A 14,837-nucleotide genomic window follows, 5' to 3' on the forward strand; every position below is an offset into this window, starting at 1 on the left:
GCCTCCTGAAGGCTAATGAAGCAGCCCGTCGAGCATCTGGAAGTGTTCGACGACGGGGCCGAGAGCAAGTGCGGGAAGGTACGTGAGCGCTCCGACGATGACGATGACCAGAGTCAGCAGCAGGCCGAAGGTGAAACCGGATACGGGGAATGAGAACTCGCCGATGGGCCTGGCCTTTCTGGACGCCATGGAGCCTGCCACGCCCAGCATGGGCAGCATGATGCCGAACCTGCCGATGAGCATGGCGAGGGCGATGGTGACGTTCCACGCCGGGCTGTTGGCGTTCAGCCCCGCGAAGGCGCTGCCGTTGTTCTGCACGCCCGACGTGTAGGCATAGAGTATCTCGCTGAAGCCATGCGCCCCGGCGTTGTTGAGCGCGGCCTGTCCCCAGCCGGAGACGGCCGCCACCGCTGAGAAGAGAAGCGGCGGAGTGGCGGCGATGATGAGGGCGAGCATGGCAAGCGTCACCTCTCGCCCCTCGATGCGTTTGCCGAGGTAGTCCGGCGTCCTGCCGACCATGAGCCCCGCAAGGAAGACCGTGAGCAGGATGAAGAGGACCATGCCGTACAGCCCCGACCCCACGCCGCCGAAGATGACCTCGCCCATCTGCATGTTGACGAGGGTGACGAGTCCCCCCAGGGGCGTCAGGCTGTCATGCATGGCATTGACGGCACCGCACGAGGCGTCGGTGGTCACGGTGGCGAACATGGCAGACCCGAAGATGCCGAAACGGACCTCCTTGCCCTCCATGTTCGTTACAGGCGCTTGCGCCACTTCGGTCAGGAGGGGCGTTCCGAGGGTTTCGGCCCTGTAGAGGGAGCACGCCCCGACCATGAAAAGGCAGGCCATGACGAACCAGACCGTCCACGCGTGCCTGCGGTTCGAGACCGCCCCACCAAGCGTGAACACCAGCGAACTCGGGATGATGAAGATGGCCAGCATCTGAAGCAGGTTGGACAGGGCGGTCGGGTTCTCCAGCGGGTGCGCCGCATTGGCGTTGAAAAAACCCCCGCCGTTGGTACCGAGCATCTTTATCGCGACCTGCGAGGCTGTCGGCCCCATGGCGATGAACTGGCGTCCACCCTCGAGCGTCGCCACTTCCGTCCCGGCACTCATGGTCTGCACCACACCCTGCCCGACGAGTACGACGGCAAGCACGAGGCTGATGGGCAACAGGACATAGAGCACGGAACGTACGAGGTCGGCCCAGAAGTTGCCTATGGTCTTCGATTCCTGTGAGGCAAGACCGCGCATGACCGCCACCGCCACGGCAAGCCCCGCGGCAGCCGAGACGAAATTATGGTACGCAAGCCCGACCATCTGCGAGAAATGGCTCACGGTGCTTTCGCCCGCGTAGGACTGCCAGTTGGTGTTGGTGAGAAAGCTCACGGCAGTGTTGAACGCAAGATGCCACGACAGTCCCGGAAACCCTTGCGGGTTGAGGGGAAGCTTGTCCTGAAGCATCAGCACGCCGAAGGTCATGAGAAAACCTGCTGCCGAGAAGGCGCACAGACTGGCGGCATATTGCCGCCACGACTGCCGCGCTTCGGGCCGGATGCCGGACGCCCGGTAGATGAGCCTCTCCACCGGACCGAGAACGGAGTGCATCCACGTCTGTTCGCCTCGCAGTACGGCGCGTCCGATGAACCGGCCCAGTACCGGGCTCATCAGGGCGAGCAGCCCCAGAAAGAGTGCAAGTTGCGTATATTCCATGAGTTGCATGTCGACTCCTAGAAGCGTTCAGGGAAGAGCAATGCGTACCCGACATACAGGTAGAGGGCCGCAGCGCATATGAGACCGATGATATCGAGCAGATCCATGGGGCATCTCCTTGCATGTTGTGCTGAGGGTCACCAGTCGAAGAGCATTTGACGTGCCACTTAGTAACACCATGATTTTAAAGAATTTGCCTTCCTGCTATGCGTGCGCGGCGTATCAAAATGAAAGGCTCCCGTTACAAAATGTAACGGGAGCCTTTCGTTTCCTCATATTGCTGGACCAGAGGGGGGCACCCGGCAGGGCATCCGTGTACAGCCCGCCCCATGATGCCACTCTTATATTTTTAGTCCTGTTTTCATCTTTCAGGACAGCATGATACGGAATATGATAGAGTATCTATCCCACATCTTTCTAAAAATCGTAGAGTAATCATCACGCAAGCCCCGTCACAACATGGCCCCTTCCGGAAACAAGATTCGATTCATCTTTGAATCTGGCATGATAGACACGCACGGCTTCACATTATGTTTAATGGAGCATTAATTGCTATCGTAGATGCGACACGTTCCGTTGAGCGCGGCCCGGCATTCCCGGCATCGAAGTACGGGCGACGCCGCGCAGGTATACGCAAAGGCAGGTGACCATGAAAGGCGAACGTTCTTTCCTGCATGACACAGAAGGCATGACCACCCTCGAATTCGCACTGGTGCTGCCTCTCGTGTTGCTGCTCCTTTTCGGCACCATGGACATGCTGCGCTATGTCTGGGCACGTAACACCACAGTCGCCGCCGCCGTTGAAGCCGCGGAGACGGGGGCGCTCAGGACCACGACCGACGAAGAGATTCGGCTTGCCGCCGAGAGGATTCTGGCACCGTCCGGGCTCAGGGCCTCCTCGCTGGTCATCACCCGTGAGACAGCGGTTGTGCCTCCTGTCATCACCGTACGCATCACCGTCGACTTTTCGTACATCGTGTTGCCGGGCTTTCTCACAAGCATGGTCGGGGCAAGGGTTATAGACATCACCAAACGTTCCGTCATGGGGCCGGAGGAATCGTCATGAACGCCAGAACCCCGCAGTTCTTATGCCGGAATGAGGGTGAGCGGGGCATGGTCACCGTGGAGGCGGCCCTGCTCATCGTCCTGTTTCTGGTGCCCATGCTCCTGCTCGTCATGGATGCTGGCCGCTTCATCACGGCACGCCATTCCCTCACGCAGGCAGTGCGGCAAGGGGCCATCGTCCTGATTCATGCCCAGGCCTCATCACAAGCCGACACCCAGGCCTCGGCGGCGGTCAAGGATGCGCTTGAGGTCTCCGGCTACCGCCCCGGAGAAGTGACGGTCGTCATCAACAGACCCGACCAGACGAGGGCGACCATCACCGTGACGCTGGATACGACACGCTTCGCCGTGTTCGGCGTCGCCTTCACGGTACTGCCCGTCATCATTCGTGAAAGTGCCACTGTCTCGACAGGATAGGAGGAAATAGCATGTCCCTCTTGAAACGTCTGCTCAACGAAGAACGAGGCAACGTCGCCCTCATCGTCGCCCTTTCAAGCTTCGCCCTGCTGGGTCTTGGCACCATGGCGGTGGACCTTGGCGTGGTCTACACCAAGCGCAGCCAGATGCAGAAGGCAGCCGACATCGCCGCACTCGCAGGGGCACAGGCACTGATCAACAGTTCAGGCAACACCGACATGGCCCGCACGCAAGCCATCACCACGGCGCGTGCCAACCTCGCACAGGGTGACGTTCCCGATAGGGCCGTCCGCGATGGCGATGTGACCTTCTCGAACAACGCCGCCATCAACACCTCGTTCCCCATGAACCGCATAGACGTGCATATCCGGCGCAACGCCGAGGCGGGCAACTCTGTAGGGCTCATCTTCGCCAATCTGTTCGGCGACTCCTACAGCGACCTCACGGTCATGGCCCGGGCAGAGGCCGTTCCGGCCTGCCGCAGTTGCGTGGCACCGCTCAGCGTACCGGACAAGTTCACATGGAACGACAAGTGCGACCCCGACAGGAAGCTCAACAACGGGGCTCTCGACCCCACAAGCAGCTGCGAGATGGCCTCGGTCCAGCTCATCGGATATTCCCCTGCCGACTTCGGAACGCCCGTCGTCCTCAAGTTCGGCGACCCCACGGACACCGTCGTCCCCGGCTGGTTCAGCCCGATCAACCTGCCGCCTGTGGGGCAGGGCGCCCCGGAGACCGGAGCCTCGGTCTATCGCGAACGCCTCGGGGATGCAGGCTTCTGCATGAACGACTTCGGAACATACTCGGTGCAGCCGGGCTCACAGGTACAGGTTGAACCGGGCAACATGGTCGGCCCCACCCGGCAGGGCATAGCCGACCTCCTGGCTGGCGACCCTGCCGCCACATGGGACACCGGCAAGGGTGTCGTGACGGCCTCTGGCGAACCCAACCCCCACAGCCCGCGCATCATCCGCATCCCCCTGTACGACCCCCGGCTTCCCATCGTGAGCGGTCGCAACTATCTGACCGTCGTCAAGGTCGCCTCGTTCTTCGTCGAATCCATGGACAACCAGAACAACGTCCGCGGACGCTACATCGCCAGTTCTCCCCTCGCGCCGTGGGGCACGGTCTCTCCCGGTGCCTCCTGCCTGACCTACACGGCGAGACTCGCCAGACCGTAGGGCAACAAGAAGCCCCGCAGGGCGTGCAAAGGCACATCCTGCGGGGCGTATCCCTATCTGCCAAGCCTGTTGCGGCATCAATCCCTGAAGCGCTTGCGGGCCGACTCGAAGGCGTCTTCGACGACGTTCCACGCCAGTTCGAAGCCCGACTTCACATCCTCCCACGCACCTTCACCGGCACGCTGGAGTTCGGCAAGCCTGCCCAGAAGTTCGTCGCGCTTCTCGCGCAGGGCCGTAATCTCCTCGTGGTACTCCACGCGGGCCTCGGCCTTGGCAAGCGCAGCCTGCACCACCAGCTTGTCTATCTGCGCATTCCACTTGTCCAGTTGATTCTGCAACTTGCGGATGTACTCGTCCCTGCTGCTCATGGTGTGCTCCGTGGGGCTGAGGGTTGATGCTTTGCAACGTAGCCGCGTCATCCCGGCTCATTGCACGGCTGTCGCGGCATTCTCCGTTGCCATCCTCATACATATGTCCGCAAGGCCGTAGCGTCCAGAGGGGCATGTTGCTTCATGGAGAACATCATGCGCCGCGCCCGTCCCGGCATTGCGGTCTGACCGCAACATGGCGGCAATGCGACACTCGCCCCCTCGCGCAATGTGAAGCCGCCCGCAGACAATGTCTGCGGGCGGCCGGGAACCTTCGCTACCCCTCCGTCGGAGAGGCCTGTGCAGCGTACGCTAACCCTTGGCGGCGTGGTCGAAACCGGCCTGCAGGGCGTCCGCGTTCTTGGGAATGAGGTGGCTGTAGTGCGCCGAGATGACGCTCTTCAGGCTTTCCTTCACGGCTTCGAGGGGCACGATGCCGGTGGCCTGCACATAGGCGCCGAGGGCCACCATGTTGGCCATCTTGGTGTTGCCGATGCCGTCGGCGATCTCGTTGGCGGGCACGCAGACCGTGCGCACACGCGCCTCGGCCTTGCTTGCGTCCACCAGCGAGGTGTTCAGCACCTGCACGCCACCGTCTTCGAGGCGCGCCTCGAACTTGTCCAGCGAGGGCTGGTTCATGATGATGAGGCTCTTGGGCCGCTGGATGATGGGCGAACCGATGTCTTCATCGGAGACGACCACGGTGCAGTTGGCGGTGCCGCCGCGCATCTCCGGCCCGTAGACCGGGATGTAGGTGACGTTGAGGCCCGCGTGCATTCCGGCATAGGCGAGAAGGTTGCCGATGAGCATCACGCCCTGGCCCCCGAAACCCGCCATGATCACGTCCTGATAGATGGCCATCAGCACACCCCCTCGGCTTCGGTCACGTCCTTGTACACACCCAGCGGGAAGTAGGGGATCATCTCCTCGGCGATGCGCTTGTTGGCCTTCACGGCATCCATGCGCCAGTTGGTGGGGCAGGCCGAGAGCATCTCGACGAAGCCGAACCCGAGGTCGTTCTGCTGCACGTCGAAGGCCTTGCGGAGCGCCTTCTTGGCGGCGCGGATGTGCTTGACCGAGTCGAGCGACACGCGGGCGCTGTAGGCCACCCCGCCGAGACCGGCGATGATCTCGGCCATCTTCATGGGCAGGCCCTCGGTGTCGCGGCAGCGACCGGAGGGGCAGGTGGTGGTCTTCTGGCCCACCAGCGTGGTGGGGGCCATCTGGCCGCCCGTCATGCCGTAGACGGTGTTGTTGACGAAGACGATGGTCATGCGCTCGCCGCGGTTGGCGGCATGCATGATCTCGGCGAGACCGATGGAGGCGAGGTCGCCATCGCCCTGATAGGCGAAGACGATCTTGTCCTTGCGGGCACGCTTGACGCCGGTTGCCACGGCGGGAGCGCGCCCGTGGGGGGCCTCCACCGTGTCGACGGCGAGATAGTTGTAGATGAACACCGAGCAGCCGATGGAGCTTACGCAGATGGTGTCTTCAGCCACGCCCATCTCGGTGAGCACTTCCGCCACGAGGCGGTGTGCCACACCGTGGTGGCAGCCGGGGCAATAGTGGGTGGCGCGGTCGACGAGCAACTCGGGCACGTCGAAGGCGACGGTTTCGTCTTCACGAAGTTCGTGGGCCTGCATCACTTCCTCCCCAGGGCGTCGAGTATCGGCTTCAGGAAATCGTCCGAACCCGGCAGTTCGCCCGGCATGTGTCCATAGAAGTCACTGTCGCAGTAGGCGCGCACCGCAAGGCGCACGTCGTCCACCATCTGCCCGCAGTTGTGCTCGATGGTCAGGAAGCGCTTGCCCTTGGCGGCGAGGTCCTGAAGCACCTTCTCGGGGAAGGGGAACAGCGTGACGGGACGCACGAGGCCCACCTTGTGGCCCTGCGCACGCAGCTTGCGGATGGCGGACTTGGCGATGCGTCCGATGGAACCGAAGGCCACCACCACGAGGTCGGCGTCTTCGGTCTCGAAGCACTCGGCCCGGGCCAGTTCCTTCATGGCCTCGTACTTGGCCTGAAGGTTGCGGTTCTGCCCTGCCAGTGCCCCGTCTTCGAGGAACAGCGACTTGAGCAGGCGCGCCGGACGGCCCTTGGCGCCCTGAAGACGCCAGTCTGCGCCTTCGGTGGCGGGGTCGAGGTCGTCACGCTTCCACGGGGTGACGGGTTCCTTCATCTGGCCGACGATGGCGTCGCCAAGGACGAGCACCGGAGTGCGGAAGCGGTAGGCCACGTCGAACGCCTCGAACATCATGTCGTAGCATTCCTGACAGGTGGCAGGGGCCAGCACGTAGGTGCGGTAGTCGCCATGACCGCCGCCCTTCACCGACTGGAAGTAGTCGCCCTGCGAGGGGCCGATGTCGCCAAGGCCCGGGCCGCCACGGTTCATGTTGACGATGACGCCCGGAAGCTCGCTGCCCGCCATGTACGAGATGGCCTCCTGCATGAGCGACACGCCGGGGCTGGACGACGAGGTGAAGGCACGCACGCCGCATGCGGCGGCACCCAGCAGCATGTTGGCTGCCGCGACCTCGCTTTCGGCCTGCACGAACTCCCCGCCTGCGGCGGGAATGGCTGACGACATCATCTCGGGGATGTCGTTCTGGGGCGTGATGGGGTAGCCGAAATAGCAGCGGCACCCTGCGGCCAGAGCGCCGTGGGCGATGGCCTCATTGCCCTTGATGAAGATCCTTTCGGTCTTTTCGCTGGACATGAGCTACTCCCCGGCCTTGGTCTTCTTGGTTTTGTACACCCTTATAGCCGCATCGGGACAGATGAGCGCGCACGAGGTGCAGGCTGTGCACTCGTGCATGTCCTCTGCGGGCACCTCGGCAACCTTGTAGCCCTGCCGGTTGAACCGGGAGGACTGACGGATGATGCTCTTGGGGCACACCGTGGTACAGAGCAGGCACCCCTTGCAGCGATCCTCCAGGAAAACTACCCGTGACATCGTGCGATCCTTGTGGGTTGACGTTGGTGCCCCCCGGCGCGTGCCGGGGGCTGACTTGTTTGTTCGTACAGCAACGAAAAGCTATAGGACAAGTCGCAAGGGTTTTCCAACCCCCCGCGCCCCACTTTCCCGGCCGGGTCTTCGCCCTGCGTCGTGACTGGTGCCGCAACATGCCGCCATGGATGGACATGCGGATTACAGCGAACCGCTCCACATTGCGCCTGCGCGCACCGCCGGCCGCCCCCATAGCCGCAGGTGAGAAACCTCACGCCGCGTGCCCTCCCGTTCACCAGAAGGAGGCGTAGAAGCCCTGTGCGCGCCTACCATACGCCGCACGCATCCCCGGCCCGCCGCAAGCAGCCCCTATCGAAGCAGCATGGCGTCGCCGTACGAGAAGAAGCGGTAGCCCTCCTCGATGGCCTCGCGGTAGGTGGCAAGCACCCGTTCACGTCCCGCGAAGGCCGAGACCAGCATCAGCAGGGATGATTCGGGCAGGTGGAAGTTGGTGATGAGATGGTCGACCACCTTGAACGTATAGCCGGGGTACATGAAGATGTCCGTCCACCCCGCGTAGGGTTCGAGAGTGCCCTTCGCCGTGGCGACCCCCTCCAGCACGCGGCACGAGGTGGTCCCCACGGCCACGACCGGACGGCCATCAGCTTTGGCCCGTCGTATGACCTCCACCGTCTCCGCCGTCACCTCCACGTATTCGCGGTGCATGGCATGGTCGCGGATGTCGGCGCAACGCACCGGACTGAACGTACCATAGCCCACGTACAGGGTCACCTCGGCCCACTGGTGGCCGCGCGCCGTCAGCGTCTCGCGCAGTGACGGCGTGAAATGCAGTCCCGCCGTGGGCGCGGCGACCGACCCTAGACGGTCTTCGCGGGCGAAGACGGTCTGGTAGCGGTCGCGGTCTTCATCGCCGTCGGCGCGGCGGATGTACGGCGGCAACGGCAGGTGCCCCTCACGGGCGAAGAGGGTGGCCAATTCGCCACGCCAGAAGAGCAGCACCATGCTGCGCCCGAATTCCCCCTTGTGCACGACCTCCACCCGAAGGTCGTCACCGAAGGAGAGCGTATCACCGGGGCGCAACGGCTTCGAGGCGCGCAGCAGTCCTTCCACCTCCGCCACGCACCAGCCCGGTTCCACCGTGCCCGACGCGGGCCCGGCGGCAAGGGGCGTCACCAGCGGCAGCGGTGTCAGCAACAGGAACTCCACCTTGCCCCCTGTGGGCCTGTGCCCCAGAAGGCGGGCGGGCAGCACCTTGGAGTTGTTGGCGACCAGCAGGGCGCCTTCCGGCAGGTGTTCCGCGAGGTCGGCGAACCGCGCATGGATGCGCTCGCCCGTCGTGCGGTCGAGCACCAGAAGACGCGACAGTCCGCGCTCGACAGGCGGGTGCTGGGCGATGCGGTCTTCAGGCAGTTCGTAGTCGTAGCCGGACAGCAGAAAATCCGCTCCGGTGGCGTCATCCTTCATGTTTCGTGTATCCTTCCGCCCCGCGCCGTTTGCAGTTCGGGGCGACATTGGCTAGTGTCGTCACAACCGTCCCATGCGCCGCATGACGGCGACATACCGACAGGAGTGAACAATGCGCAGATTTCTCGCCTCGGCCATCCTCGCCTGCAGCCTTGTGGCCATGCAGGGATGCTCCGGCTCTTCGCTCTCCATTCCCAACCCCTTCGAACCCGACCCGCCGTCCAATGTCAATGAGGTCTATTACGGCGAGTTCCCCAGCGTGCCCATTCCCAAGGACATGACCGAGGTGGCCAAGTACACCGCCGTCATGCAGTCCCCCGACGGGGCCAAGACCGGCTTGCAGGTCTTCGAAGGCAGGCTCGACAGGCAGTCGCTCGTGACCGCCATGGTGCACAACATGAACCGTCAGGGGTGGCAGTTGCGCTCCATCTTCCGCGCACAGCGCAGCATCCTGCTCTTCGAGAAGGGCGACCGCAACTGCATCGTGGCCGTTACCGACAGCTCGAACCTCGCCACCATGGAAGTGTGGGTCGCCTCGCGCCTGCCTGACGGTTCCGTAGGCAGCGAGTCCATGTACTCCACCGGGTCTGCCGGCGGTTCCACGCAGCCCACGTTCTCCGTGGCCCCCGGCGCGTCTTCCGGCGGCGGTTCCGGCGTGCAGGAACAGGGACTCTCGCAGTAGTGGACGCACATCTCGCCTTCACGTTCGCCAAGGGCCGCAGACTCCATCTCGGGGTCTGCGGTTCCGTAGCGGCCTACCGCGCGCCCGACCTCGTGCGCCAGTGGCAGGACGCCGGTCTCTCTGTGGGCGTTACGCTCACCGAGGCGGCTAAGCGCTTCATCACGCCCCTCACCTTCGAGGCCCTTGGCGCGGCCCCCGTCTATGGCGACATCTTCGACGGCGGCGACGGGCCCTTCGGGCACCTCGAACCGGGGCAATGCTGCCATACCTTCGTCATCGCCCCTGCCAGTGCAGCCACATTGGCACGTCTTGCCACGGGCATGGCCGACGACATGCTGGCCTGTCAGGCCCTCGCCTTCGACGGCCCCCTCGTGGTCGCCCCCGCCATGAACCCGCGCATGTGGGCACATCCTGCCACCCGCGCCAACATCGAGACACTGCGTCAGCGCGGTGTCACGGTGGTCGAACCGGGGTGCGGGCGCACCGCCTGCATGGAGGAAGGGCAGGGCAGGCTGGCCGACCTTCGCGCCATACACCTTGCCGCATTGCGTGCCCTCGCCCCGCAGGACATGAGCGGCACCCGCGTCATGGTCACCCTTGGCCCCACCCGCGAGAAATGGGACGGCGTCCGCTACTGGACGAACCCGTCATCCGGGGTGATGGGCGCTTCGCTGGCTATGGCCGCATGGCTGCGCGGTGCACGTGTGGATGCCGTGTGCGGCCCCGGCGCGCCATGGCTGCCTTCAGACATCGTGCGGCATGACGTGGGTTCGGCTGACGAGATGTTCGAAGTGGCGCACGACCTCTGGCCTGACGTGGACACGGGTATCTTCACGGCTGCCGTGGCCGACTTCAAGCCAGTGCCCTACGGGGCCGAAAAATTCAAGAAGGCCGATGCGGCCGACGGCTTCGACATCCGCTTCGCCCCCAACCGTGACATCATCGCCACCCTCGGGGCACTGCGTAAGCCCGGCCAGAGGGTCGTGGGCTTTGCCGCCGAGACGTCCAACCTCATCGAAGCCATGCGCGGCAAGCTCAAGCGCAAGAATGCCGACATGATCGTCGGCAATCTCGTGGGCAGCAGCGATGCCGGTTTCGGTGCCGCCACCAACCGTGTACGCATCCTCGACGCCACAGGGCGCGACGAGGAACTCCCTCTCTTGTCCAAGCCCGATGTCGCATGGAGCATCCTTGAATGGCTGCGCTCCCTCTAGGCATCCACCCGGCGTTCGCCCCGTGGCACCTTGCGGGGGTACGCCACCTCTATCTCGATGATGCCGCGCTCGCGGCCCTGCGCGAGGCACAAACCGACGACGGACAGGAGCGTGCGGTGCAACAGGCCAGCCAAGGCACCGCACAGCCCGCAGGTCGCACAGACTCCGTCGGCATGGCTTCGGCCGCGTCCCGGTCACAGCGCGCCGAGAACGGCATCGACTCGGGGCGTCGTGTCGATGAGGCATCCGTCCGTCTCCAAACGTCCGGTGCGGATGACACACCTCCCAGCCGCACCCGCCCGACTCGCCCGGAACGCCAACCCGCTCATGCCAACCGCTCGACCAAGGGCCTGCCGGAAGGGCAGGATGGAGTTGCTGCGGCACGCCCCGCGCCCGTGACGCTGGGCGTCGAAGCCACTTCGCTTCCGCCCGAACAATGGCCCGCCATCTGGCGCGACCTCTTTACCCGCACCCCTGCGGGTTCGCCGCTTCTCTGGACGTACTGGGCTCTTGGCGACGACCTTTGCGGCAAGCCTGACGATACCCGCAGGCAACTCCTGCGGCGCATCCTCGGTGCACTCGCCATGCCTCGCGGTACGCACAGTTTCTGGCCCGTTGCCCTTCCCGACGAAGCCTCAGGCGGCGACCTCGTAGCCGATGCGCCCGTCTTTCATGCCGCTGTGCAGCGACTTGCGCCCCGTTGCGTCCTGCTCATGGGGTCACGCGCCCTCAAGGCCGTCGCGCCGGGACTGCAACTTCGCCCCTTCCAGCAGGTCAATCATCAGGGCAGGCTGTTCATCGTCCTGCCCGACATGGACATGCTGCTGCAAGACCCTTCGCGTGCCGACGCCGTGGTCGCCTACCTGCGGCCCACGCTCATGCCGTTCGCCCGGCGCTAGCCTCGCCCCCGCCCAAATATCGGCCTGCGGTCGACAGCCTTGAGGGCCTCTCGGCGATGGCGGCCGCCAGTCAACACATGCCTTTGTTCCGGGCATGGCATTCAAACGGCTGACGCGTGCCCTGAATCGGTCGGAGATGTCCATGTTCGCCGTTGCCCGTGGCAGGCCTCCCGTTGCATGACGTAAAGTAGGGCATGACAGACAGGCCCAGGCGTGGCCCTTCGCACATGCCATTCTTTCTTGGCACGGTCTGACCAGCATCTCCGGATTTCGCCTGTTCTACAGCCCAATCGTACCGGTCACGGGTATCTCGATTCGACTTGCGCCTTCAGCCGCCGCACTTCGACTTTCCATTTGCCTCTTCTTTCTCCCATGCTACGCTACAGCGTATTCTCCGAGAGGAGCCTGTGCCCTCTCCTGCACCGTTTCCCCGGCATCGCACCGGGATACCGCATTGCGGAGGCCACCATGTTCGAAGCCCTTCCGGTCATTGCCGCCATTGTGCTCTTTCTGGCGACGTCACTACGCGTCCTCAACGAATACGAACGCGGCGTCATCTTCCGTCTCGGACGCGTCATCCCCACCAAGGGGCCGGGGCTCATCATCGTCATCCCCGTCATCGACCGTCTTGTACGTGTCTCCATGCGCGTGCTCACGCTCGACGTTCCCAATCAGGACGTGATCACACGCGACAACGTCTCCATTCAGGTGAACGCAGTCGTCTATTTCCGCGTTGCGGAACCCGTGCGCGCCATCAACGAGGTGGAAGACTATCTCTACGCAACATCGCAACTTGCGCAGACGACGTTGCGCAGCGTGTGCGGCGGGGTCGAACTCGACGACCTTCTGGCTCACCGCGACAAGATCAATGCGGACGTCAAGACGCTGCTGGACGGGCAGACCGAACAGTGGGGTGTGCAGGTGAGTTCCGTCGAACTCAAACACATCGACTTGCCGCAGGAGATGCAGCGCGCCATGGCGAAACAGGCAGAGGCCGAGCGTGAACGACGGGCAAAGGTCATCAGCGCCGAAGGTGAGTTCCAGGCAGCCGACAAGCTTTCCGAGGCAGCCGCCATCATCGCCCGCCACCCCGAGGCACTGCAGTTGCGCTACCTCCAGACCATTCGCGAGATGTCTTCCGAGAGCAACGCCACCATACTGCCCATTCCCCTCGACCTGCTCTCGACCTTGACACCTAAGAGTAAAAGCGGTTCACCTGCATGACCCGGCCCACACCACATCCACACACCGTCAACTGCAGGAACAGACCTATGCATGTTCTCGTAACGGGAGCCGCCGGTTTCATCGGCTTTCATCTCTCCCGCCGCCTTCTAGCCGAAGGGCATACTGTCGTCGGTCTCGACAATCTCAACGACTACTACAGCATTCAGCTCAAACGCGACCGCCTCGCCCTTCTTGAAGACCATCGCGGCTTCAGTTTCGCTGAAATCGACATGGCCCATGACGACGACATGGACCAGCTTTTCGAACGCGAGGGCTTCACCCACGTGGTGAACCTCGCTGCACAGGCTGGCGTGCGTTACAGCATCAAGAACCCGCGCTCCTATGTGCAGTCGAACCTTGTCGGCTTCGGCAACATCCTCGAGGGATGCCGACACAATCAGGTGAAGCACCTCGTGTACGCATCGTCCAGTTCAGTCTACGGCCTGAACACCACCATGCCGTTTTCGGTGCACGACAACGTAGACCACCCCATCAGCCTCTACGCCGCGTCGAAGAAGGCCAATGAACTGATGGCCCACACCTACAGCCACCTCTACAGGCTGCCGACCACGGGCTTGCGCTTCTTCACCGTCTACGGGCCATGGGGTCGCCCCGACATGGCGCTTTTCCTGTTCACCAAGGCCATTCTCGAGGGGCGGCCCATCGATGTGTTCAACCACGGGCAGATGCGCCGCGACTTCACCTACATCGATGACATCGTCGAAGGCGTTCTCAGGGTCATGAAGCTGAATCCGACTCCCAATCCGGCATGGACAGGCAGTGCCCCCGACCCTTCCACGAGTACCGCGCCCTACCGCATCTACAACATCGGGAACAACAACACCGTCGAACTCGGCAGGTTCATCGAAGTACTCGAAGAGTGCCTCGGCAAGAAGGCGGTCAAGAACATGCTGCCCATGCAGCCCGGTGACGTGGCAGCGACCTACGCCGACGTCGACGACCTCATCGCTGACACGGGCTTCCGCCCCGCGACCACGGTCGAAGAGGGCGTAGCCGCCTTCGTCGCATGGTACCGCGAGTACTACGGCGCATAGCCTTACGCCTCTGTGACCACCTGAAAGGGCCCTCACTGCACGTGACGGCCCTTTTTTCATGGCTACGGCAAGACGGCGCGGAATGCTTTTCCGCAAGGGGTGGGGCAACCTGTCACAGCAGCAATGCAGAACACGTTCTTGGTCACAGGCGGGGACTCCTGACGCTGGCGCAGTCTAACAGGATACCACCAGCACAAGAGTCTGGTCCGGCTTGGCACCACTCACACGCGGGAAACGGGCAACAGTCCCGACCACGCTAACAGGCCGAGGGCGGAGGGCGGAGGGCGGAGGGCGGAGGGCGGAGGGCGGAGGGCGGAGGGCGGAAAAGACACCTCGCGCAGGCATCCGTCAATATCCTTGTCTAGAGTTTGGCCAAACACCCTCAGCATTCCTCGGGCAGTCACCACAGGCTCACACCACCGTAACGCCTCGCGACCCTCCATACCTATTTCCATCAACAGCACCTGCCTAGTAGCGTCTCTCCTTCGACGATGCCATTCCACAGAGACGAGATGCGGGCCACGCAAGGTTTCATGTGAAACATGAACTTTTTTATTGCCCCGCGCACCCGCACCATGTCTCGCTTC

16 protein-coding genes are annotated in these 14,837 nt (G+C 63.4%); 8 read left to right on the plus strand and 8 right to left on the minus strand.

Annotation, left to right across the window (positions count from 1 at the left end):
• Positions 1-12 precede the first annotated feature (12 nt).
• Entirely contained in the window at positions 13-1,722 is a 1,710-nt protein-coding gene (gene kdpA, locus DVU_RS15675) for a potassium-transporting ATPase subunit KdpA (protein WP_010940595.1), read from the minus strand.
• Positions 1,723-1,730: 8 nt separating this feature from the next.
• The gene (locus tag DVU_RS15680) at positions 1,731-1,820 is read right to left on the minus strand and encodes a potassium-transporting ATPase subunit F (protein ID WP_010940596.1); all 90 of its coding nucleotides are present in this window, start codon (positions 1,818-1,820) and stop codon (positions 1,731-1,733) included.
• Between the two features lie 542 nt (positions 1,821-2,362).
• Here DVU_RS15680 and DVU_RS15685 point away from each other — a divergent pair.
• Genes DVU_RS15685 through DVU_RS15695 form a run of 3 tightly spaced genes read left to right on the plus strand, consistent with a single transcriptional unit; the run spans position 2,363 to position 4,376 of the window.
• On the plus strand, positions 2,363-2,779 hold the full coding sequence (locus DVU_RS15685) for a TadE/TadG family type IV pilus assembly protein (protein WP_010940599.1): 417 nt from the start codon (positions 2,363-2,365) through the stop codon (positions 2,777-2,779).
• Positions 2,776-3,195 (plus strand): TadE/TadG family type IV pilus assembly protein, encoded by a 420-nt coding sequence (locus DVU_RS15690; RefSeq protein WP_010940600.1) that lies wholly within the window; start codon positions 2,776-2,778, stop codon positions 3,193-3,195. The genes DVU_RS15685 and DVU_RS15690 overlap by 4 nt, the downstream gene beginning before the upstream one ends.
• 11 nt (positions 3,196-3,206) lie before the next feature.
• The gene (locus tag DVU_RS15695; protein ID WP_010940601.1) at positions 3,207-4,376 is read left to right on the plus strand and encodes a TadG family pilus assembly protein; all 1,170 of its coding nucleotides are present in this window, start codon (positions 3,207-3,209) and stop codon (positions 4,374-4,376) included.
• 77 nt (positions 4,377-4,453) lie between these two features.
• Here the strand turns inward: DVU_RS15695 and DVU_RS15700 are convergent, their stop codons facing one another.
• The 6 genes from DVU_RS15700 to queA form a co-directional block, all read right to left on the minus strand.
• On the minus strand, positions 4,454-4,744 hold the full coding sequence (locus DVU_RS15700) for a sll1863 family stress response protein (RefSeq protein ID WP_010940657.1): 291 nt from the start codon (positions 4,742-4,744) through the stop codon (positions 4,454-4,456).
• Between the two features lie 312 nt (positions 4,745-5,056).
• Positions 5,057-5,605, minus strand: a complete 549-nt coding sequence (locus DVU_RS15705) for a 2-oxoacid:acceptor oxidoreductase family protein (RefSeq protein ID WP_010940603.1) — start codon at positions 5,603-5,605, stop codon at positions 5,057-5,059.
• Positions 5,605-6,387, minus strand: a complete 783-nt coding sequence (locus DVU_RS15710) for a thiamine pyrophosphate-dependent enzyme (RefSeq protein WP_010940604.1) — start codon at positions 6,385-6,387, stop codon at positions 5,605-5,607. Before DVU_RS15710 ends, DVU_RS15705 begins: the two co-directional genes overlap by 1 nt.
• Positions 6,387-7,460, minus strand: a complete 1,074-nt coding sequence (locus DVU_RS15715) for a 3-methyl-2-oxobutanoate dehydrogenase subunit VorB (RefSeq protein WP_010940605.1) — start codon at positions 7,458-7,460, stop codon at positions 6,387-6,389. The genes DVU_RS15710 and DVU_RS15715 overlap by 1 nt, the downstream gene beginning before the upstream one ends.
• Before the next feature lie 3 nt (positions 7,461-7,463).
• Positions 7,464-7,697, minus strand: coding sequence for a 4Fe-4S binding protein (locus DVU_RS15720; RefSeq protein ID WP_010940606.1), 234 nt, complete (start codon positions 7,695-7,697; stop codon positions 7,464-7,466).
• A 363-nt stretch (positions 7,698-8,060) separates the two neighbouring features.
• A complete protein-coding gene (gene queA / locus DVU_RS15725) occupies positions 8,061-9,176 on the minus strand; it encodes a tRNA preQ1(34) S-adenosylmethionine ribosyltransferase-isomerase QueA (protein ID WP_010940607.1) in 1,116 nt (371 codons plus the stop codon).
• Between the two features lie 112 nt (positions 9,177-9,288).
• Here queA and DVU_RS15730 point away from each other — a divergent pair, with 112 nt between their 5' ends.
• The 5 genes from DVU_RS15730 to DVU_RS15750 all read left to right on the plus strand — a co-directional run bounded on the left by DVU_RS15730 (position 9,289) and on the right by DVU_RS15750 (position 14,250).
• The gene (locus DVU_RS15730) at positions 9,289-9,858 is read left to right on the plus strand and encodes a lipoprotein (protein ID WP_010940608.1); all 570 of its coding nucleotides are present in this window, start codon (positions 9,289-9,291) and stop codon (positions 9,856-9,858) included.
• Positions 9,858-11,072: a bifunctional phosphopantothenoylcysteine decarboxylase/phosphopantothenate--cysteine ligase CoaBC gene (gene coaBC, locus DVU_RS15735; RefSeq protein WP_010940609.1), complete on the plus strand. Its 1,215-nt coding sequence runs from the start codon at positions 9,858-9,860 to the stop codon at positions 11,070-11,072. Before DVU_RS15730 ends, coaBC begins: the two co-directional genes overlap by 1 nt.
• Entirely contained in the window at positions 11,054-11,971 is a 918-nt protein-coding gene (locus tag DVU_RS15740; protein ID WP_010940671.1) for a hypothetical protein, read from the plus strand. The genes coaBC and DVU_RS15740 overlap by 19 nt, the downstream gene beginning before the upstream one ends.
• Before the next feature lie 468 nt (positions 11,972-12,439).
• The gene (locus DVU_RS15745; protein ID WP_010940610.1) at positions 12,440-13,195 is read left to right on the plus strand and encodes a slipin family protein; all 756 of its coding nucleotides are present in this window, start codon (positions 12,440-12,442) and stop codon (positions 13,193-13,195) included.
• Positions 13,196-13,242: 47 nt separating this feature from the next.
• A complete protein-coding gene (locus tag DVU_RS15750; RefSeq protein ID WP_010940611.1) occupies positions 13,243-14,250 on the plus strand; it encodes an NAD-dependent epimerase in 1,008 nt (335 codons plus the stop codon).
• Positions 14,251-14,837: the final 587 nt, after the last annotated feature.

The sequence above is a fragment of the Nitratidesulfovibrio vulgaris str. Hildenborough genome, from assembly GCF_000195755.1.
Lineage (GTDB): Bacteria > Desulfobacterota > Desulfovibrionia > Desulfovibrionales > Desulfovibrionaceae > Nitratidesulfovibrio > Nitratidesulfovibrio vulgaris.

Bases quoted from the DNA above. Each gene is read 5' to 3' on its own strand.
- kdpA (WP_010940595.1), bottom strand. From the start codon at position 1,722: ATGCAACTCATGGAATATACGCAACTTGCACTCTTTCTGGGGCTGCTC.
- DVU_RS15680 (WP_010940596.1), bottom strand. From the start codon at position 1,820: ATGGATCTGCTCGATATCATCGGTCTCATATGCGCTGCGGCCCTCTAC.
- DVU_RS15685 (WP_010940599.1), top strand. From the start codon at position 2,363: ATGAAAGGCGAACGTTCTTTCCTGCATGACACAGAAGGCATGACCACC.
- DVU_RS15690 (WP_010940600.1), top strand. From the start codon at position 2,776: ATGAACGCCAGAACCCCGCAGTTCTTATGCCGGAATGAGGGTGAGCGG.
- DVU_RS15695 (WP_010940601.1), top strand. From the start codon at position 3,207: ATGTCCCTCTTGAAACGTCTGCTCAACGAAGAACGAGGCAACGTCGCC.
- DVU_RS15700 (WP_010940657.1), bottom strand. From the start codon at position 4,744: ATGAGCAGCAGGGACGAGTACATCCGCAAGTTGCAGAATCAACTGGAC.
- DVU_RS15705 (WP_010940603.1), bottom strand. From the start codon at position 5,605: ATGGCCATCTATCAGGACGTGATCATGGCGGGTTTCGGGGGCCAGGGC.
- DVU_RS15710 (WP_010940604.1), bottom strand. From the start codon at position 6,387: ATGCAGGCCCACGAACTTCGTGAAGACGAAACCGTCGCCTTCGACGTG.
- DVU_RS15715 (WP_010940605.1), bottom strand. From the start codon at position 7,460: ATGTCCAGCGAAAAGACCGAAAGGATCTTCATCAAGGGCAATGAGGCC.
- DVU_RS15720 (WP_010940606.1), bottom strand. From the start codon at position 7,697: ATGTCACGGGTAGTTTTCCTGGAGGATCGCTGCAAGGGGTGCCTGCTC.
- queA (WP_010940607.1), bottom strand. From the start codon at position 9,176: ATGAAGGATGACGCCACCGGAGCGGATTTTCTGCTGTCCGGCTACGAC.
- DVU_RS15730 (WP_010940608.1), top strand. From the start codon at position 9,289: ATGCGCAGATTTCTCGCCTCGGCCATCCTCGCCTGCAGCCTTGTGGCC.
- DVU_RS15740 (WP_010940671.1), top strand. From the start codon at position 11,054: ATGGCTGCGCTCCCTCTAGGCATCCACCCGGCGTTCGCCCCGTGGCAC.
- DVU_RS15745 (WP_010940610.1), top strand. From the start codon at position 12,440: ATGTTCGAAGCCCTTCCGGTCATTGCCGCCATTGTGCTCTTTCTGGCG.
- DVU_RS15750 (WP_010940611.1), top strand. From the start codon at position 13,243: ATGCATGTTCTCGTAACGGGAGCCGCCGGTTTCATCGGCTTTCATCTC.